Genomic DNA, 21457 nt, shown 5'->3' on the forward strand with positions numbered 1-21457 from the left:
ACAGAATAATTGATACCACCAGCGTTAAAATATTGTCCAAAAGACCAAAGGCTACAAAATAGAGCCATTAAAATGTAAAGTTGTTTCTTCATTATTTTATTATTAAAATTATTTTTTAAAATTTATTAGGTTATCAAATCTTGACCTATTTTACAAGAAAAGCCATCTTGTGTAATGTACTTTACTATTTTTCTTGTTTTTTGCCTATTTTGAATTTATAACTTGAACCTAAGTTTATTGTAATCTGTACTCTCAAGCTTTCATGGTTATTGTTTTTAAAAAATTATCTCACAAACTTCAAACTTTGTTTCCAATTTTCACTTTCAAAAACTACAATAAAAACACCTTTGGTGTTTATGTTTAAATCGACTTCATTGGAGTTGGTACTTCCATTTTGAATTAATTTTCCGTTGATATCAAAAATGTTGTAATCTGCACTGATGTTAGTTTTGTTGTTAATTAGTTTTAATTTGTCATCTCTATTGCTGTAATAAAAATAGTTGGTATTTGAAACAAAATTATTGGTTGATAAAGGTTCAGTAATAGGATTAAAATCTGTCCAAACAAGTGCGGCATCATAAAGTGCCGATGTACCAGCAGGAACATTTAATGCTACATTACCAAGTGTAACATCTTGAAAAACATTTGCAGTAATCGTTAAAGGTGTTGTCCAATTTACAGTTACCGAAGTTAACCCTGTACAATTGGAAAACGCTTCTTCACTAATAGTAGTTACAGATGATGGGATGTTTACGGTGGTTAGAGCACTACAATCGTAAAATGCAGCACCACCTATACTGGTTACCGAAGACGGAATACTTACCATGGTTAAAGAACTGCACGCTGCAAATGTTCCTTCACTAATGCTAGTCACAGACGCTGGGATGTTTACCGTGGTTAGAGAACTGCACGCTCCAAAAGCACCATCACCAATACCGGCTACCGATGACGGAATACTTACCGAGGTTAAACCAGTACACCTAAGAAAGGCCCAAACACCAATATTGGTTACCGAATTTGGAATGCTTACTGAAGTTAAACCTGAGCAGTTATAAAACACTAATTCTCCAATACTAGTTAACGAATTTGGGATATTAATTGATGTTAAACCAATGCAACCAGAAAATGCCCATTCACCAATACTAGATACCGAATTTGGAATGCTCGCTGAGGTTAAACCAGTGCAACCATAAAAAACCAATTCACCAATACTGGCTACCGAATTTGGAATGCCTACCGAGGTTAAACCACTACAATTGTAAAATGCCCATCCACCAATATCTGTTACCGAATTTGGAATACTTACCGAAGTTAAACCTGAGCAATCAAAAAAAGCATCACTCCCAATACTGGTTACTGCATAAGTTGTACCAGCATTATCAACCGATGCAGGAATAGTGGCGGTACCAGAGTAACTAGGGTTTTCATCTACTTTTACAGTAAATGGTGCTGTAGCACTTGTTACAGAATAATTGATGCCACCAGCGTTAAAATTTTGTCCAAAAGAACAAAAGCTACCAAATAGAGCCATTAAAATGTAAAATTGTTTTTTCATTATTTTATTTAAAAATTATTTATTTAAAATTTAATAGGTTTTTGATTCTTGAATTATTTTACAAGAAAAGCCATTTTTTGTATTGTTCTTTAATTGAAACGGCACATTTTAATAGTATTTGTTGTAAAATAATTCAAGAATTTAAAATACTATTTCTATGTATTTATTTTAACTTAATTACCTAATATAATATGTGAAAACATAAAGTATGTATTAAATTATATCCTCACACAATACTAATTACTAATAGTGATTTTAGGTTTATTATCAAATTCAATAAAATAGCCGTAAATTAAATTATCCGCGGTTATAGTAAGTTTAGCCTTTAAGCCTTTTCTATTAGCTGTATCGGGTATTTTATATAAAATTGATTTTAATTGTGGCAATGAAAAGTTATAATAAAGTAAGTTTGGTATCCCAAGTGAATTTGTGGTTGAGGATTCAATTGGGCCATAGAATACTGGTAATGTTTCTGAAAGTCTTATTCCTGAATAAATGATCCATTTTAAATAAGCTTCTTGACCTCTGTTATTTTTATAACTGAACATATCAATTCTTTTAGCATTGTCATCTTTATATGAAATAATAAGTGGGAGTGAGTTACTTGAAATTGTATTGCTACCTTGTGTAGGTCTCAATAAATTATTATTAGTTACTTGAAGACTCACGGTATAGCCATTTGGAATTTTCTTATTAAGAATTTCCACTTCTAGGTCTTCTGTTGTTTCATTATTTAAATTTGTTTCATTATTCTCAGTAGTTGTATTTGTTTTTAAAGGGTTAATTGTTTGGTCAATATCCTTTCTTAAATTAACTTTTATCACTGGTTTAGTATCTAAATAATTTTGAATAAATTCTTTATTATTAGAGGATATTCTAATGTCAACACTATAGAGTCCTGTTTGGTCTTTGATGTTTACTGTTTTGGAAAATTTGAATGTGCTTTCTTGTTTTTGATACTCATTTTTATCTTTGACAACATTTTCATCACTTGTACACGACACCAATAAAACACTTGCAATAAATACTAGTGCTAGGTTTTTTAAAAATAATTTTTTCATTTTCTAATAAATTTAATAGTTTAGGTTTTAAAACAGAAAATTCTTCTGTTTTCATTTTGTTTATCTAATTGCTTTTTTATTTAAAAAAGCGCTTAGATGGGTTGTTTTTTTTGGGTTTTTTTCAAAATTTTTCTTTTCTTATAACAAATATAATTTGATTAAAAATACAGTATTGTCATCTAGTTTACAGTTGCTGTTAAATAATTAAAACAACTATAAATATTTGGTCTCCAAGGTTTTTTCTTTTCTCATTTATTTTGTTTTGGCATTCATAAATCACAAAAGTTCATTATTGTAGACTTTGCTGTTTGTATAAATTTCTATGGAATTAATTGCAATAAAAAATCATCAAATGGTTTTCGTGTGTTTTTCTAATTATGAGGTAAAGACTAAGTATTTGTTGTTTTCAATACATTTTTGTCTATTCAAAATAAGCGTTTTCTTACCTATACTAATAGTAGTCTATTGATTGTTTTAGCCCAACTTCAAATAAATCTATTTGGTTGTTTGTTTTTACTGTTTTAGTAAATTCACATATATCCACTTTTTTTAGGTATTGCTTTTTCTTTAGTGCATTGCTATCTTCAATATGGTTGGATGTAAAAAGCATGCTTATAGCATAAAAAAAGGAAAGTATTTTTTTTAAATAATTTTTCATTTTAAATAATTTTAAGGTTCAACTTTTAACTCCAACAAGCAATAGAACATTAGTATTGTGTATTTTTTCATGATTACGATAGATTAAACTCTCAAATAATTTTATCTTTTGGGAGTAGGTTTATTTTTATTAGAAATAACACACCCAAATAAAGAACCTTTTTAATTTTTTGTCAATTTGTTGTCTTACAGGTGCTTCTTGTATAAAATTGTATATTGTTTTTTTACTTTTTTCTGTGATGCCTTTTAAAAAAAGTAAAACTATTTAGTTTATTTGTATTTAGCCTATTGAAAAAAGTCATTGCCTATTGAAAAGTGCCATTTTTTTTGTAATAGGTGATTTTAGGTAAATTGAGATTTTGTATTCGTTGTAATGAATACAAAAAGCACAACCGTTAAGTTGTGCTTTTTGTTATTGATTGTACGTAACTATTATTACAAAAGTAATTTACTTTTTGATATTTACTAAATTGGTTAACTCAATAAGTGTTGTACAAACTTTATTACCAATAATGAAGCCGTTTTCATCTATGACTATTGACGTTGGTGTTGCTTGAATGCCGTAACTAATAACATCATTTACAGGAGTTGCTAATATTTTAGCATTAATATTTTTTTCTTTTTTGTATAATTTGTTTTGCTCTGGAGTCGTTTCTACCATCATTATAAGTACCTCTGTATTTTTATCTATTATACTAAATTGATTTAAAACAGGATAGAAATTTTGACAATTTTCACATTGTGGGTCTGATATTACTAGTATTACCTTCTTACCTCTATAATCTTTTAAACTAACAATTTTATTGTTATCGTCTTTAAGTGAAAAATCAGGTGCTTTTTCTCCTAAAGCAACTGGTTTCATCTTTACTTCTTGTTTTGTTTTTTCTGTTACAGCTTGTTTATTTTGTTTGTCTATATCACTCATTACTTTTATCGTGGTTTCTAGATTTTTTCTGGTTTCTACGACTAATTGTTGCGTTTTTAAAATTTTAAAAGTGATAACCAATGTTATAATGAAAGTAAAAAATTGTAAACTTAGGATTGTTATGCTATTGGAATTTTTCATAAAAAATATTGAGGGATAAGTTTAAATAATGAATATGCATAATTTGAGGATACCTAAAAAACTCTCTTTTTTAAATCTTTCATCTTTGAAAGAATTACTTTTTAAAGATTAAAATGTCAAAAAATTTAATTTTAGGTATCCTTATATTAGGATTAAAGAATGTGTGATAAAACAATATTTACAAAAAGGTAAAAGTAAAGCCTGGACTTATAGGTCCGTATATTGGACCTTTGACACCAGTTACTGTGTTTTTACACTGAAATGTTTTATAGAAAGATGCGTAAGTAGTTTCATAAACGTGACTGGTTTCAAGACCATCTCTAATACTGGCTGGTAAAAGTGAATTGGCTGCATTTAATCTGTACTCATTTATATCACTATTAGTTGATACACGTCTGCGAACAGCAATGTCACCTTTCAATTTGCTTCTAATTTTAATATTATATTTAGAAGAAACCAATACTTTGAAAACTTGAAATCTACAAGTATTATCTTTTTTAATAATTATAATAGGAAATCCGAGTACTTGATTAGCTGATGTGCTATAACCAGTATTATCAGTATTTGTTACATCACTGCTATAATTAAATCCAACCGCAACACTTCCACTTTGCCCAGTGGTAACATTACCTTGAACTACACTACCTGGTGCAGCACCGCTAATGGATTCATTACTAGATATTTCAGTAGCTAATGTAATTCCTGTTCCAAATTGATAAGCAACATCTCTCTGTTTGAAAGTAGTTACTACTTGGTCACCGCTGTAAAGAGTTTCATTAAAACCATTAATTAATTCTTTTATATTTTTATCTACTCCTAAATAATTAGTAATTCCTAATTGACCACTAACTGGTGTTATTTGAGCAATTGATTGACCAGCTTGACTTGTACCGTTAATATCTACTACTGTACTTTCAAATATTTCATGTTCCCAAAATAGAGGTCTTAATCCTGCCCTGTGAGAATCATAAAGTAATTGCTGAGCAGTTCCACTACCTTGCGCAGTTTGATATCCAGCACGCCAGTGAATAATTGTTTGTGGTCTTCTATTTGAGCCTGCAGTTCCATAAACGGCACCTGGCAACCAAGTATTTTCAACAGCTTGACTGCTGCTCGAGGCCATTCTTGTGAAATTACCATCTCCATTATTCCACTGCAAATAAGGATATGCATAGAAGTCTTCAGTTTTAGCAGTAGGGAAGAAAAAAGACCTAGTAAAACCGTCTGGATCTGTGACTTTTGCATCTGGATTAGCAGTTTTTAAAAAAACATGATTGTTAACACTATCTAGAGCTTTTTTAAATTCACTGCCCGTCATTGTTCTTCCCTTGAAAGTTGTTTCAACATTTGACGAAAACAGTTTCGCTGTTTCCTCTTCATTTAGCGTAACTAATTCACTATTAATACTATCACTACTGCTGTCCAATGGATTAAGATCAGTTAATGATTCATCGTTGGCACAAGATATGATAATCGTTGCTAATAAGGCAGCGAATATATAAGATTTTATATTTTTCATAATATTTAATAATTTATTGTTTCTACTCTTTTCATGGCTTTTCGGATCATGCCATTTTTTTATTTTTACATTGCTTCATAGCGATTTCATCGCAAGCTTACTTGCTTTTCCTATATATAACTTCAATGAATTCACTTAATTTTTTTGCCCTAAAAGTCTCAACAATACTTCCTTCTTCGTTTATGAGTACAGATGTTGGTAAGGCGTCGATATGGTAATTTTCAATTTCATTTATAGAGCTTGATAGCACTTTGTCTTTTATAGCAAAGTGATTTTTATATTTGTTATTTTGCTCACTGTTTGATTCGTGCAAAAGAAATAATATTTCAAGATCTTTCCTTGTGTTGTGTAATTGATTTATTGCTGTATTGATTTTTTTGCAATTATCACAATCCCCAATGCTTGAAAACACTAACAAAACTTTCTTTCCTAAGTAGTTTTTTAAATCTATTAAATTACCTTTCTCGTCTTTGAGAGAAAAAGATGGTGCATTGATTCCTTTGGGTAATGGTTTTGAAAAATCATCTGCTTCCTTTCTTTTCTCTGCAATTTTTGCCATCACTACAATTGTTGTTTTTAATGATTCTTGGGCACTCGTGATTTTTTCTTCTAATAAAAAAGCACAATATCCCATGTAAAATGTACTTAAAGTAATGCCTATTTGCAATGATAATATAGGCAAGATTGTTGTAGATTTCATATTACTTGAAATTAGATTGATTTTTATGTTTTCTTTAGATGTTTTTTTTATCTTCTCGTTTGCTAATTTTTATAATTTTAAAAATTAGCTGTTGTCCTGGGTATCTTTTTAGGTTTTTTCATGTTTATGGTTTTTTGGGTTATTATTATCTATTTATTAGATTAAAAAAATATTGCAGTTGTCTCTTAAGTGATTATTTAAAAAGGTCTTCAACTATTTATTTTTGCCATTTTATTTAAGAATATTTTAACATTAGCGTTAAATGGCTAATTGTTTGTTGTTTTGTAAGGCTAGTTGATTGTATAGTTATAATTGATTGCTTGTTATGTAGTGGTAACTTTTTATTGTTTTGCTTTTTTATTTCAATTGCGGTTAAAACTTACTTTGTTTAATTGATCTATTTTGTGATTATTATTTAAGTTACGATTAAAGAAGATAGTTAATAGATCTTCTTTAAAGATGAAAGGTGTATATGTAAATTTCTTGAAATAAGTGAATAAAAAAAGCCGTCTCATTAGTCTTGAGACGGCTTTACTAGTTGCGGTTTGTTTAAGAGTTGTTGGTATTCTTATCTTTTAAATCTGTTAAAATAGTTTTGTTATATATTTCTATGATTTTGTCGTTGTATTTCTGGGTTGTTTCCTATTATTTTTTTGTATGCATTTATAAAGTTACTGTAGCTTTTAAAGCCAAGATCGAATGCTATTTCGTTAATAGGTATTGTCGTTTCTTCTATTATGTTTTTGGCTTTTTCTATTTTTCTTGTTAATATGTATTGGTATGGTGATACATGAAGGTAGGAGATGAATATTCTTGAGAATTGACGTTTTTTCCAATTGGTAAGCTCAATTAGGTCATCAATATCTATTTTTTTATCTAGATTGTCATTAATATAATTCACAATTGTTCTTATTCTAAAAGGTATGGCATCGTTTACGGTGTTTTCTGATCGTAATGGGTCAATACCACGGTGTTTATAGTTATTAACAACAATAGAAACAGTAGATATTAAATCGTCTGATTTAAATGGTTTTACAATGTATCCGTGTGGTCTTGTCTCGTTTACTCTGTCGAGCACGGTTTTAGTAGAGTAGGATGTTATGTAAATGTAGGCAATGCCACCTTTGTTTAGCAAATAACGTCCTAGGTCAACACCATCTTTTTGTTTGTTTAAGTTGATGTCTATAAGTACTAATATGGGTAAATTTGCTTCAATTTCTTCAATTGCAGCTTCTACAGAGAAAATGTTAATAGTTACTTCATAACCCACATCTTCGAGTATTGCTTTTATGTGCATTGAAATGAGTGCTTCGTCTTCTACAACAAGAATTTTTGGTTTCATAGTTCGTCTATTATGTTTAGAAATTGTATTTGATACTCTAGTCCAGTATGGTTTTGTACATTTATGTTGCCGCCTATTTGTCCAACAAGTTGTTTTACTAGTTCCATGCCCAATGATTTTTCGGTAGTTGTATTGCTACCTATACCTATGCCATTGTCTTTAATGATTAGTAGAAATGTGTTTTCTACGTGTGTTAAAATAAGTGTAATTATTCCTTTTTCACGATTTACAAAAGCATGTTTGTAGGCATTAGTTATTAGTTCATTAATTATTAAACCCACAGGAACAGCAGTTTGAATATCAAGGTAAACTTCGTCAATTTCAATGTTTAAATGTATGTCTTGTTGTTTATTACTTTGAGAATGAATAATAGATTGTGTTAGACCTATAGAATATTCTTTAAAATCTACTTTGCTCAGGAGGTCTGTTTGGTATAGATTTTCATGAATTAACGCCATTGCTAATATTCTAGAGTGGCTTATTTCTATAAAGTCTTTCATTTTTATATTTTTCTCTCTAGATTGAATGAAAAGCAAACTCATAACCAGTTGAAGGTTGTTTTTTACCCTATGGTGAATTTCTTTGAGTAATGTTTCTTTTAATTGTAATGATTTTTGTAGTTCGTTTTTAGATTTCTCTAATTTGGTGTTGTTAATGTTGAACTGCCTGTTTTTTATATTTATTACTTTTAATATTCTTATAAATATGATGCTTACAATAAAAATAATGGTAAATAAAATGCAACCAAATATTAAATATTGCCTTTGTTTGTTTATTTGCATGGATTTTTGCATTTGAGCAAATTGAAGGTTTTTTATCTGGTTGTTTTTTTCGGCAATATCAAAACTAATTTGAAGTTCATTGATTTTATGTTTGTTTATTTTAGAATTATTTTCTTCGTTTAAATTTGCTAATTTTTTATAATATAAGAGAGCAGTTTGATAATTTGCTTGTGTTTCTTCTATTTTAGATTTGCATAAATAAGTCGCTTGTTTTAGATCGTAAAATTTGGTTGAGTCAACATAAGCAATTGCTTTGTCATTGTATATAATTGCTTTGCCTATATTTTTTAATTTAAGGTAAGCATTAGCTAACAAGTTGTTTCTGTATAACGTTAGGTTTGCTGATACTTTTTCTTGTAGTGTTATGTTTAGGTTTTCTATGGCAAGGTTATATTTTTTTAAATAAATATAGGTTTCAGATATAGCACAAGTATTGAAAAATTTTTCGCTTTTTGTTTTATTTAATTTTTTACTTTTATTGTCAAGAAGTATTTTTAGCGCTTCTTTATAGTGTTTCATTTTGTTGAGTGTAACCGCTTTTTGAGTGTTTGCACTAAAATTCTCTTCAATACTAGTTGAATAATCAATATATCGAATGGCTTCTTTGTAATTGCTTAAATCAGAATATATATAGGCTATGTAAAAATAAAGATCTACTTTATTTTTATTATCTTTTTTATCTTTATTGTAGTAAAAAAGTGCTTTTTTGTAGTGCTTTAAAGAAGTGTTAAGGTAACCCTCTCTATAATTAATAAATCCTAATAGCGCCATTAAACTTCCTGCCTCATTAGGATACTTATTGATATATTTTATCTTAAGACTTTGATAAATAATTTTTTTTGCTTCTGTACCGTTTTTTGCGTACAACGTTGCGTTTGCTAAATAATAATTTGATTTTAAATAGTATTTATAGTCTTTTGTTTTTAAAAAAATTGCTGATGCTTTTTTTGCTTTTGTTATTCTACTGATTCCATCATCCTCATCGGTCAATATTATTGAGTTGTAATAATAAAAACCGATTCCATGTTCATTCTTTATTTTTTTTGATAATTGTAGTATTTTATTGTTGTAATAAAGGAATTTTTTTTTGTTTTCTTCTTGGTATTCTTCACAAATTTCTTGGTAAAGGTTTATTTTTAAATCATCATTCTTTTCTTCAATACGATACAATAGACTGTCAATGTTTATTGATCTTGATTTCTCTTGAGAAGAGGCAATTATTGAAAGTGAAAATAATAATAAAAAGTATAATTTTTTCATGTTTTAAAAAAATAAGAATTTTAAACTGTATATATACACTGCAATATAGTAAAGGAACAATTAAACAGCTTTGTTTTTTATAGATTTCTATAAAAATACTATGTTTAGTGATAAAGTTATTTATTGTAATTGTTTACTGTAATTTTTTTTCGTAAGTAGGTAGTCTTTTAAAAAAGCTGTTTATGTTATTGTAAACAGCTTTTTGCTTTTTTCATTTTTTTATAACCTTATTGGTGTATGTAGTATTGTTCGATTTGACTGTTATAAGGTATATGCCTTGCGGCTTGTCTTGCATATTTACTTCAAACAGCTCTTGGTTTTTGAAAATTGATTTTTGCACTGTAACTCCGTACAAATTTGAAATTTCAATTGATCCTTCTTCAAGTTGACTTAAATTTATTGTAAACTTGCCGTTGTTAGGGTTTGGATAAATCTGTACTTCTATGTTGCTTTTTGTATTTTTTGTTTCATTGTAGTTATTCATGTCATTTTTAGATACGTATTGACGAGTACAACCTTCAATGTAAGCTATAAAAAAGGTGCTGCTTTGTGATGTAAATCCATCTGACAAAATTATATCGCTACCAGCATGATAAATTGCATTTCCACCATTATTAATTGTATTTTTGCAATGATTGATGTTGTTGCTTGTTTGTAATCTATGCCTGATGCTTCAACATTTACATTTACAAAGAGTTCCTCTATGCAACATGTTGTCAAACAATTAGAACTATTAACATGATTAGTAATAACTGCAAGTGGTTGCGGTCCAAATCCTAAAGAAAAATTCACGCCAACACTTTGTGTATGGCAATAGCTCATAATTGTTCCGCCAATAGAAGGTATTCCTGGTACAGGAGAATATGATACTGGTACACAGCTGTCAATAGCAGTACCTTTGCCGTTCCATACACAAGCGTGTGTGTGTTGTGAACCAAATGAATGACCAAATTCATGTATAGAAAGATATACGTTGTTACTAAAAAGAGGTACATTAGCGAAGCCACGTGATAAGCTGCCAACAGATCCTAATTTTCTTTCATTGCATATTCTTGCAATTCCAGCTGCACCACCACCAGTATTTCTAAAAGAGATGACTTGTCCAAGATCACCATTTATGGTTGTTCTGTAAGCATTAACTTCTGCCATTGAAGAAGGATGAGAAGTAATTGTTGCGGTGTAAGGGTCATCGATTGTCCAGATAAATATATGAGATAGAGAAGTGCTAATACCATCATTAGTGAATAATGTTCCAACTTGATTGTAAAGGTTTAATACATAAGCAACAACACTTGCAGTGCTCCCTAAATTTTGATAGATATCATATTCAGTTTCATAGTATAACCTTACGCAATTAGAAGTTCTAATTCTTGCTAAATCATTTTGATTGTTTAAAATCTCATAATCTTTAGTCGTTGTATCACCATCTATGTTTGCACAATTAAAGTCTATTTTTTGTTTTAAATCTTTGTCGTTGTAAAGAATAATTTGGGCGTAGTTTTTAAGTTTGCCAATAATAAGATTACCATTTTGATAGGATATAAAGCCTGAAATTTCACTTTCAGATATGCTTAAACTAACTACACTATTTTTATTACCTCTTATCATTCCTCTGTAAAAAGACATATTTGGTTTAGATTGGTCAAATTCTTTGCCGTCAGATGTTTCAATAGTTAGAGAAGAAAATGCACTTTCTTCTTTGTAAAGGTCTAAAATAATTTTTTCTTTAGTAGCTGTTTTAATTTCAATAGCTATTAAATTTGGTTTTCGATTTATTATGTCAAGTGCTTTGGTTTTATTAAATTCAAAGATAGTGGCTTTAGAGACTTCTCTGCTTATTAATGATTCATCAAATTGGGTATTTATATTTAATAAATCTTTAATGGTCTCCTGTGTGTTACTTCGTAATTTTTGAGTTACTATTTTTGCTACTTCACCTCTTGATTGTGACTTCATCTCTAAAATGGTTACAAATAGAAGTAAAGTAGTTAGAAAGATTTTACTTTTTTTCATAATTTCATTTTTTAAACTTAACATTGAAATTATAGGTTATTTATTTTTGTTTCTAGTGCTTCAATTCTCTTGTTTTGTTGTATGATATATAGTGTTAATTCTTCAATTTTTTCTTGTTGTATTCTTGCCATATCTGCTACGTTAATACCTTCTTCCTTTACTTGATTACCAGAAGGAACATTAGGTAAATGATTGTTTTTAGTAATGAAATCTTCAAGTTCTTTTAAAGATTTTAATTTATATCCCTCTGCAAAAACATAATCTGCCCAAGTTGATGAAGTGCTCAATTTGACACGAACTTCATCTGTTAGTATTCCACCTTTAACAAACAATCTATAGTTTGCATAAATAAGGTTAGTTGGAAAAGTTGTTATACCACCAATACCAACTTTACCTGATACTTTGGAGTTACCAACCACATCAAGTCTTTGCGTTGGACTGGTTGTTCCAAGTCCAATATTGTCTCCACCATTTATAAAAATACTACTAGTTAAATTACCTGATGTAGAACGGTGTCCAAACAATAAATTTGCACCATTTGCTACATAAATATCCATTGTAGCACTATGCATTCCAAAACAATACATGTGAGTAGGTGAGGATTCGTAAACAGCCAAAATATCATTTCTAACTCCAAAAACTGGATCTACATATTGGTTAATTCCTGTATTGTGAGATAATCCAAAACTTAATTTAGCATCAGCTAATGTTGTTCCAATGCCTACATTTCCTCTAAAAAAAGCTTGATGGTTCAATCCTTGAATTTCAAAACTTGAGCTTCCGCCGTTAGCACCTAATGCAAACCCTTGACCGAGGCCTTGGGCGTAACTTATAAACTGTGTATGAGATGTTGTTAAAGACTTATCAAATCTTGGTTCGATGCCCATCCCTATTCTCCAATTTTGATCTGATGGCAACCAAGTGTATATTGATTTGCTATCTATAGCATTTGTTAATAATAAATTACCAGCCACATTTAAATTTTGTCCAGACGTTACGATTGTTGATAATAAAGAAATTGATAATACTAGTTTTTTCATGTTTTTAATTTAGTATAGCAACTTTTATTGATTATTGATTAAGCGAAAATGTTCTCTTTTATTTGCTGTGCTAATTTCTACTATGTACACTCCGGCAGGTTTTGTAAATTCAAACTGAAAGTCTTTCCCAATTATATTTTCTTTAGTGTATATTTTTTGACCCGTTATATTGAAAATATTCACATTCCACATTTCATCTGTATCATTTTTAATGTTTACTACACCATTTGAAGGATTAGGATAAATTAAAATATCTGATGATAGATTATTTTGCTGTTGGTTTAGAGTAGTGTGAAAATACGTTTCAATTAGAAAGTCTATTTGATCTTTTATTTCTTGTCCAATAGTGTCATTATCATAATTTGCCAAAGTATAGTTATATCTAGGTAAATGTACTGGGTCTTTTTTTGGTACATTATTATTATACCACGGTTGGAATTCTGTTACATTGTTTGGCGTAATTTGTTTGTAGTGGATAAGTCTCTGTAAAATTAGATTGCTTTCTGGCATGCTAGCTAATTCTTGTTGTAGTTCGGGCGATGGTATCAAGCCCCAAAAGTGCATTAAAGGTGCCATATTTACACCAACTGCATCTGAAGCGGCTTTTATTATTGTGTCTGGGGTTACGGCTAGTTGCTGGTTTACAGGATTAACACTCCAGTCATCATAAAAGGCTTGATTCATGCCATGTACTGATGACCATCCAAACAGATTTACCATATCAATATACTTTGCATAACCGCGGTGTTGGTATCTTAATTCGTCACACAAATTAAGTGACATTGTAGGGTCGCAACTCATGCTGTTGTTGTTTCTAAAATTAGCGCTAATGATCCAGTCTATTGCCGCTTCATCTAGTGTAAATAATTCGCCAGAGGAATACTTAAATGCTTGATCCAATGGAACAGCATACAGCTGGTTGTAAACATAAACAGCGTTCAGATGTACAATAGTCTCTACTTCTGTAATAAGTGTTGGATGTGCTGCGTTGTGTCCCATTTCATGGAAGGTAATATTGAGGTCAGAATCATAAAAATTTGGATTTAAGACCTGTGTTGGGTACAAAGCGGTTGATTCTAGCACTCCATTCGGTGCGTTATATTCTCCAATTACTTGCGGATATCCGGTTCCAAAAGCATCTGCGGGTAGTCTCGAGTCAATTAAAAAATATTCTGATCTCGCTCTAGTTAAAGGTCTACCGCCAACGTAGTTAATGCCATCCATAATTGCGTCCCATTGATTTAATAGCGAAGTAGGATTATTTAAATTGGCTAGATGATTTAATGGTAGCGTCATCATGAATTTATCAGATTCTAGGTCAGCCCACTGCACATAATGGGATGCTAATTCATTTTGCCAAGTTGTAATGCTTGTTTCTCTGCCTGTTCTTGAAGAAAAGTATGGTGATTTAACTGCGCCATTGATGCCAATTTGAAACCAACCTAAGTTGAAACCGTTAGCAAATTTTAAGTATATCGCACCTCCAAAAGGATTTGCTATTTGTGTAGTTGTATTGTTTAGAGGGAAATCTTTGGAGATGCGCACAAAACGGTTTGAAATAGATCTTGCTGATAGGTCAGAATCATGAGCTCCAATCATTGCAATGATTCCCGAATTGATAAATTGGCTCGGAATTGTTATTGTAATGATTTCACCAGGTGCAGCGTAATATCCTGTTGGTCTTTTTACGCCTGATAAGTCGGATGCTATTCTCGCTCCAGGAATAATTTGATAAGTCCCATTAATATCTACAATTGCGTTATTGACTCTGGGTGCGTTTGCTGAAACCGTTCCTGGAAAAATTTGTGCAGCCTCAAATTTAATTCCTGACATGTTTACAATATTTGCTGGTATAAATTGATGGTCGTGAATGTCTTGTTGTAGGAATATAAGGAGTTGATTTTCTGGAGGTAATGTTGTAAAAGCAATTGGTGTTCTACTAGAAAACATAGGATTATTTCCTGTTTCGTAAGCAGTAATGTAATTGTAAATTTCTGTTTGTGCAGCAACGTAGCTATCTTGATAATTTAAAAGAATTGTATTTAGATGTTGTGTTCTAGCAGCTAATGATAATGGAATGGAATTATTTAGATGAGCCGTCATTGCTTGTAAGGCGTTTAATAATGCATTTGTATCGCTTGGTATTCTTGGCGAATAGAATTTAATATTATCAAAAGTGCCTGTCGAAGTAAAAGTTCCTATTGGGGCTTGTTCTTGATTTGGTTCCCAACTTATGTAAATTGGTTTTTGTGTGATGGTATTTTTCACAACATTTATATCATAGGCTTGATTGAAGGTTAATGATTTGTATGTTCCATTGGTTAAACTGATCCATTTATTGTTTTGAAAGTCAAAAATTAGTTTCAAGTTTACAAGTTCTCCTTCGTTAAAAATTCCAATTGGTGTTCCTTCATGACCAGGATGATCTGGCACACCTAAATTAAAACCACCATCAGAGTATGCAAATATAACTTCATAATTGGGTGAATTATTAAATTGGTCATGATAAATGTAAATACTAAAACCTGGGTCATTTGCTCCTGACTGGTTGGACATTAAACTCATCCAACCGTTAGTTGGGCCAAGATCAGTTATGCTAAATGTAAATTGAATTTCAAGACTAGTACTCGTATTAATTTGGTTATTAAGCGATAGTGGAAATAGAACTCCATTAGTAGGGCCAAGTTGAATGTTTTGTCCAGAAATACCACTCAAGTAAGTAGGCGAATAGTTACTAACATTACCGTTTTCGATATAAGATGCATGATGGTTTGCGCTACTGTCGTTGAGATTGTTCTCAAAAGCATATGATGCAATTTGAGCTCTTAATAGGATCGAGTTAAAAGACAGTAATAACAGTAAAATAATTTTTTTCATAATACTATATTTTTTTAATTAGTTTAATTACAGAAAATAAAATTAGTTGTTTTAATTCACTGAAAATTGCTTATTAATTTTACTATGTGTTAATTTTAGATATTATTTTTTACTTGTCTCGAATATTTTGTGTAAAGCGATATGAATTTTATTAAATTTGTTTTGTTTACATAATGTTTCATGAAAAAAACATTTAAAGTATTTTTCTTATTTAATTTTGTTTTTTTATTTGGTCAAAATGAAATAGCAAAAAAAGTAATAGAGTTAGAAAAAAACCGAACTAGTTTTAAGTCATTTTTTGTATTTGATATTTCTCAAGAAATACAAAACAATGCTGTGGGTGATGAAGTAGCTAATGCTACATTTACTAAAGTCAAGAGTAGTGTTGTTAATGACATATTTACAAAAAAATGTGATTATGTTGAATTTTCAATTCCCTACGATGGAAAAATAGTTGTTGTTGATTTGTATCAAGTTTCAATTTCTGCAGAAGGATTCCAGATCGACGCAGATAAACAAAAGAATATTGCTTACAAACCAGGTATTTATTACCGCGGAATTGTAAAAGGCGATACCACATCGATAGCTTGTTTTAATTTCTTTAAGGATGAATTAAATGGTGTTGTTTCTAACGATGAATTAGCTAATTTAGTTATTGGTAAACTAGTAAAACCAGATAATATTTCAGATAATATTATTTATTCGGAAGCAGCAATGAAAGTGCCAAGTAATTTTGATTGTTCTTTTAAAGATGATGAATTTACTATAGAAGTACCAGTATCCTTTAACAGAAATGTTTTAAGTTCAAAGTGTATCACTACGTATTTTGAAATTGATTATGATTTATTTACCTCCAACAATAGTAACGCACTAGACACTACAAATTGGATGACATCCGTTTTCAATAATGTTCAAACCTTGTATAGCAATGATGCTGTAACGGTTTCGCTGAAGTCGCTGTTTATTTGGACAACTCAGGATTCTTATGAAGGCTTAGGTACTATTTCGAAAGATTATTTAGATAAATTTAATGAAATAAGACCTATTTTTAATGGGGATGTTGGACAGCTTTTAGGAATTGATTCTGGTGGACTAGGTTGTATAGCTGAAAGGCTTAATGGACTATGTTCGCAAAATAATTTAAGTTATTCTGATGTAGTTTATTCGTTTTTATCAGTTCCTACCTATTCTTGGACAATAAGTGTTATAACACATGAATTTGGACATTTATTTGGTTCGCGACATACACATTCATGCGTTTGGAACGGAAATAATACTGCTATTGATAATTGTGCATCAGCTGCTCAAGGTTCGTCAGCATCAGGATATTCGTGTAGGACGACACCACTTACTATTCCTTCAAACTTTATTAAAGGATCTATAATGGGTTATTGTCATTTATTAAGTGATGTTGGAATCAAATTTAGTAATGGTTTTGGGTCACAACCAAAAGCAGCGATTTTGGCAGTAATAAATGCGTCAACATGTTTAAGTTCCGATTGTTCAAACACCCGTATCAATTTAATTTCATCAATAAACATCAATAAACATCAATAAACATCAATACAATTACTACATTATCAGCAGTTGTTACTTGGTTGGATTTGGGAACATCCAGTTCATGGAAAATTAGATGCTATCCTTTAGGTGGTCTTATTAGTTCGTGGAGTACAGTTTCATCCACTACTTATTCAATTTTAGGATTAGTTCCAAACACCTATTATATTGTAGAAATTACCTCAAGTTGTTCAGGTGGACTAGTGAATACTGTAAATAAAACGGTATTTATAACTGCAACTGATTTTTGTGATGGTATTGTTTTTACTGATTCTGGCAAGGAAAATGGCAGTTATATTAATCGCGAGACTGTAGTGAGAACTATTGTGCCTTCTGTTGCAAACAATACTATTATATTAAATTTTAGTGCTTTTTCTCTCGAGCAAGATAAAGATTTTTTATACGTTTATGATGGAAATTCAACTTCTTCTCCATTGTTGAATTTTGGCGGTTCAACTGGAACAGTTATTCCTGGTCCTTTTACATCTTCTGCAGTTGATGGTTCATTGACTGTTAAGTTTTTTTCTGACCGCAAAAACGTTGCCCCGGGTTTCATTGCCAACATATCTTGCATGTCTAATCTTAGCGTTACGGATTTTAATGGTTTTATAGACTTTAGTTACTTCCCTAATCTACTGGTTGTATGGTAAGAATAAATTCAAAAACGGTCATTTATAAAGTTGAGGTTTACACTGTTGCAGGTCAGTTATTACTTGATAAAAAGATAAATGATTTAAACACAAACGTTGAAATTTTATCATTTGCTGAAGGAACTTATTTTTTCAAATTAAAATTTGAAGGAAAAAAAGAGACTACTTTTAAAGTCATTAAAAGTTGAATTTCGTATTTAGTAATTTGAACAAACAAAGTTTAAATCCAATGAATGAATTTTAAATGAATACCTTAATAGAATGTAAACATACAAAAAAATGAAAAAAATTATATTTTTAGCGGTTACACTACTTGCTAGTCTCTCTAGTCTCTCTCAACTTTTTTTTGAAAATGGTGGATTAATTGTGGACAATCAGCAAAATAATGATTATCCGATAATGGTAAGCGGATTAAGTCAGAGTATGCTAAACTCTAACTTAGGAGTTGTTCAGGTTTGTGTGAATATCTCACATCCTTTGGATTCTGATTTTAATGTATCTTTAGTTTCTCCAGACGGAACTTTTATTAATGTTTTTTCTGGTATTGTAGGTAGTGATAATGATTTTACAGATACTTGTTTCAATCAATCTGCTCTTAATTCTATCAACACTGGTATCGCGCCATTTACAAGTGTTTTTAAGCCTCAAGAAACATTGGGGAATTTAAATAATAATCAAGATGGCAATGGTGTCTGGAAATTAAGAATTCTAGATTCATTTCTTCAAGACGAAGGAACATTAATAAACTGGAGTATTACTTTTGGCTCAAATGCTAGCACACCAGCTTTATTTAGTTCATCTAATTTACCCATTGTTTTAATTACTACATCAAATGCAATTGTTAATGAACCACCAGTGATTGGTTTCATGAAAATAATAGATAATGGTACAGGCGTTACCAACAACGTAACTGATACTCCCAATAATTATAACGGAAAAATTAAAATTGAGTTGAGAGGAAATTATTCTCAATCACTGCCACAAAAGCCATACAAAGTTACCACTATTAACACGAATGAGTCAGATTTAAACGTTTCATTATTAGGAATGCCGCTAGAACATGACTGGAATTTAATTGCCAATTACAATGATAAAGTTTTTATGAGGAATCAACTTGCCTATAAACTTTTTAATGAAATGGGTCATTATGCCACAAGAAATAAATATTGCGAAGTAGTTGTAAATGGTAGTTATCAAGGCGTTTTTTATTAACTGAAACTATAAAAAGAGATAATAATAGGGTTAATATTGCAAAATTAGATCCAACAGAAAACTCTGGTATTGATTTAACTGGTGGTTATATCGTCAAGAATGATTTTTGGGATTCTTACTTAGGTTGGCAACTAAATAATAGTCCAATAGACCGGCCTGGACTAGTTGTGGGTTTGGCTTATGAATATCCTAAAGCTGCGATAATTTCTTCTGCACAAAAAATCTACATACAAAATTTTATAGACGAATTTGAAACTGCTTTGTACGCGCAAAATTTTGCTGATCCTAATCTTGGTTACAAGAAATATATAAATCAATCCTCATTTTTAGATTATTTCATAATTAATGAATTATCTCGAAATAATGATGGATTTAAAAAAAGCAGTTATTTTTATAAGGATAAAGATTCTAATACTGCAATTGCAAAATTACAAGCTGGTCCAGTTTGGGATTTTGATTGGGCTTGGAAAAACATAAATGAATGTTCTTTTCTTGCCGTAACAGATGTATCTGGTTGGGCACATCTTGTAAACGATTGTGGTCCAGACGTAAATTCGCCAGGTTGGTATGTAAGGTTGTTGCAGGATACAAATTTTCAAAATGAATTAAGATGCCGATGGAATACTCTTAGAGCTACTACTTTAAGTCTTTCATATCTCTATAATTACATTGATGCAACTGCTGCCTATTTAAATCAAGCGCAAGTAAGGCATTTTGATAAGTGGGGAAATTTAGGAGCTCCAACAGGTACACCAGAAGTTGATTCGGATCCTACAACTTTTGCTGGTCAAATAACCAAGTTTAAAGATTGGATTGCGACTAGAATTGCTTGGCTAGATGTTAATATGCCTGGCGATTCAAGTACTTGTTCTTTGAGTATGAATGAACAAACAACAGATTATAATTTTTTAATGCAACCTAATCCAGCTGGTACTGATTTATTTATAAAATTAGAAAATAGTCTCATTAAGAAAATTGAATTGATAGATTTATCAGGAAAAATAATTTTACAGCAGGAACCGCTTTTATATGAAACTACGGTTAAATTAACCGGAATTTCTAATGGGATTTATCTTTGTAAGATTGAAAATGATAATAACATAATTTCAATTAAAAAAGTTATTATTCTTCATTGATATGGCTTTACATTATCATTTAATGTCTTCAAAATTTAATATTTGAGGATGTTTATTTTATTCTATATTAATTTATTGTAAAATAAAATGAGTTAAGATAAAAGTATATTGGTATTCTATTAGTATGATTATTCTTGTTTTATTGAAATTAACATTAAATTATCAATGTCCTTAATAACGATTTCTTTACGGCTATAATTAATAATTGTTTTTTCTTCAAATTCTTTTAATAGTAGAGTAGCCGTTTGCCTTGAAGTACAAATTATCTGCGCAATGTCTGTTTGTGTTAAGTAATTATTTATTATGTATTTATTGCCTTCTTGGATACCTTCGCGTTCTGCCCAATCTTTTAAAAATGATGCCAGTCTGTTTTTTGCATCTTTAGTAACCAAATTGGAATAATTGTTTTTAAATCTTTTCATTTTAAATCCAATAAACTTTGTGTATGATAATGCTAAATTCGGATTTTTAACTAATAAATCTTCAAAATCAGATAATAGAAAACTACAGATGGAAACTTCGTCAGTTAAAACTTTTGCGTACTCATTGATAGTTTCATCAGTTTCTAATGATATTTCACCAAACATATCTCCTTTTTGGATAATTTCTTTTATAGTTTCGTTTCCGTTTTCATCTACAGATACAATTTTTATATTTCCTTTTTTAAGTAGAAAGATGCGAGGAACATCAGATGATGACAGATAGATAATGTCTCCTTTAGTGGCTTTTTTGAAACCTGTTGTTATGCATAACTGCTTAATTTGAGACATACTTAATGTCCAAAACAATTTGTGATCACGTAAATACCAATATTTTAATTCGTCGTGCATGTTCTTTATTTAGTTTTTTAACTAGTAAGCTTCGTAATATTAAGTTTTATTCGTTGATAGAGAGAGTCTTAACTCAATTATTTTTTTTATTTAAAAATGCTTTACATGTTTAAAATCATTTTGAATTCAGATTTTCTTGAGTCTTTGCATAACAAGATTTTTTTAAAATCATGTAACAATTCAATAATTATAAAATTTTT

At 30.2% G+C, this 21457-nt stretch carries 17 protein-coding genes and 1 pseudogene; 5 read left to right on the top strand and 13 right to left on the bottom strand.

Going from position 1 to position 21457, the window contains the following annotated elements; translation table 11 throughout:
• Positions 1-283 precede the first annotated feature (283 nt).
• From ACH2CG_RS11760 to ACH2CG_RS11815, 12 genes are all read right to left on the bottom strand, one after another.
• Complete coding sequence (locus ACH2CG_RS11760) at positions 284-1555, bottom strand: leucine-rich repeat domain-containing protein (RefSeq protein WP_395065398.1); 1272 nt, start codon at positions 1553-1555, stop codon at positions 284-286.
• 236 nt (positions 1556-1791) lie between these two features.
• Positions 1792-2616 carry a hypothetical protein gene (locus ACH2CG_RS11765; protein ID WP_395065400.1) on the bottom strand — a complete coding sequence of 275 codons (825 nt, stop codon included), beginning with the start codon at positions 2614-2616 and terminating at the stop codon, positions 1792-1794.
• Between the two features lie 451 nt (positions 2617-3067).
• Complete coding sequence (locus ACH2CG_RS11770) at positions 3068-3274, bottom strand: hypothetical protein (RefSeq protein ID WP_395065402.1); 207 nt, start codon at positions 3272-3274, stop codon at positions 3068-3070.
• Between the two features lie 447 nt (positions 3275-3721).
• Positions 3722-4339, bottom strand: coding sequence for a peroxiredoxin family protein (locus ACH2CG_RS11775; RefSeq protein ID WP_395065404.1), 618 nt, complete (start codon positions 4337-4339; stop codon positions 3722-3724).
• Positions 4340-4517: 178 nt separating this feature from the next.
• Positions 4518-5765: a hypothetical protein gene (locus ACH2CG_RS11780; protein ID WP_395065406.1), complete on the bottom strand. Its 1248-nt coding sequence runs from the start codon at positions 5763-5765 to the stop codon at positions 4518-4520.
• Between the two features lie 190 nt (positions 5766-5955).
• Positions 5956-6558: a TlpA family protein disulfide reductase gene (locus ACH2CG_RS11785; protein WP_395065408.1), complete on the bottom strand. Its 603-nt coding sequence runs from the start codon at positions 6556-6558 to the stop codon at positions 5956-5958.
• Positions 6559-7156: 598 nt separating this feature from the next.
• Positions 7157-7900 carry a DNA-binding response regulator gene (locus tag ACH2CG_RS11790; RefSeq protein ID WP_395065410.1) on the bottom strand — a complete coding sequence of 248 codons (744 nt, stop codon included), beginning with the start codon at positions 7898-7900 and terminating at the stop codon, positions 7157-7159.
• Complete coding sequence (locus ACH2CG_RS11795) at positions 7897-9942, bottom strand: histidine kinase dimerization/phosphoacceptor domain -containing protein (protein WP_395065412.1); 2046 nt, start codon at positions 9940-9942, stop codon at positions 7897-7899. Before ACH2CG_RS11795 ends, ACH2CG_RS11790 begins: the two co-directional genes overlap by 4 nt.
• A 211-nt stretch (positions 9943-10153) precedes the next feature.
• Entirely contained in the window at positions 10154-10612 is a 459-nt protein-coding gene (locus ACH2CG_RS11800) for a T9SS type A sorting domain-containing protein (protein WP_395065438.1), read from the bottom strand.
• Positions 10516-11898 (bottom strand): M12 family metallo-peptidase, encoded by a 1383-nt coding sequence (locus ACH2CG_RS11805; protein WP_395065414.1) that lies wholly within the window; start codon positions 11896-11898, stop codon positions 10516-10518. Before ACH2CG_RS11805 ends, ACH2CG_RS11800 begins: the two co-directional genes overlap by 97 nt.
• An 86-nt stretch (positions 11899-11984) precedes the next feature.
• Positions 11985-12995: a hypothetical protein gene (locus ACH2CG_RS11810; protein ID WP_395065416.1), complete on the bottom strand. Its 1011-nt coding sequence runs from the start codon at positions 12993-12995 to the stop codon at positions 11985-11987.
• A gap of 24 nt (positions 12996-13019) precedes the next feature.
• A complete protein-coding gene (locus ACH2CG_RS11815) occupies positions 13020-15872 on the bottom strand; it encodes a M60 family peptidase N-terminal accessory domain-containing protein (protein WP_395065418.1) in 2853 nt (950 codons plus the stop codon).
• Positions 15873-16052: 180 nt separating this feature from the next.
• On the opposite strand from ACH2CG_RS11815, the gene ACH2CG_RS11820 reads away from it, so the two are divergent.
• The 5 genes and pseudogenes from ACH2CG_RS11820 to ACH2CG_RS11840 all read left to right on the top strand — a co-directional run bounded on the left by ACH2CG_RS11820 (position 16053) and on the right by ACH2CG_RS11840 (position 20427).
• The gene (locus tag ACH2CG_RS11820; protein ID WP_395065420.1) at positions 16053-17429 is read left to right on the top strand and encodes a M12 family metallo-peptidase; all 1377 of its coding nucleotides are present in this window, start codon (positions 16053-16055) and stop codon (positions 17427-17429) included.
• A 47-nt stretch (positions 17430-17476) separates the two neighbouring features.
• On the top strand, positions 17477-18079 hold the full coding sequence (locus ACH2CG_RS11825) for a CUB domain-containing protein (RefSeq protein ID WP_395065422.1): 603 nt from the start codon (positions 17477-17479) through the stop codon (positions 18077-18079).
• The gene (locus tag ACH2CG_RS11830) at positions 18073-18267 is read left to right on the top strand and encodes a T9SS type A sorting domain-containing protein (RefSeq protein ID WP_395065424.1); all 195 of its coding nucleotides are present in this window, start codon (positions 18073-18075) and stop codon (positions 18265-18267) included. The genes ACH2CG_RS11825 and ACH2CG_RS11830 overlap by 7 nt, the downstream gene beginning before the upstream one ends.
• Positions 18268-18502: 235 nt before the next feature.
• A pseudogene (locus tag ACH2CG_RS11835) lies at positions 18503-20067 on the top strand (CotH kinase family protein); the annotation flags it as partial.
• A 135-nt stretch (positions 20068-20202) separates the two neighbouring features.
• Positions 20203-20427: a T9SS type A sorting domain-containing protein gene (locus ACH2CG_RS11840; protein ID WP_395065440.1), complete on the top strand. Its 225-nt coding sequence runs from the start codon at positions 20203-20205 to the stop codon at positions 20425-20427.
• Positions 20428-20555: 128 nt separating this feature from the next.
• Here the strand turns inward: ACH2CG_RS11840 and ACH2CG_RS11845 are convergent, their stop codons facing one another.
• Positions 20556-21257, bottom strand: coding sequence for a Crp/Fnr family transcriptional regulator (locus tag ACH2CG_RS11845; RefSeq protein ID WP_395065426.1), 702 nt, complete (start codon positions 21255-21257; stop codon positions 20556-20558).
• Positions 21258-21457 lie beyond the last annotated feature (200 nt).

It is taken from the genome of Flavobacterium sp. (assembly GCF_043778725.1).
In the GTDB taxonomy this organism is placed as follows: domain Bacteria; phylum Bacteroidota; class Bacteroidia; order Flavobacteriales; family Flavobacteriaceae; genus Flavobacterium.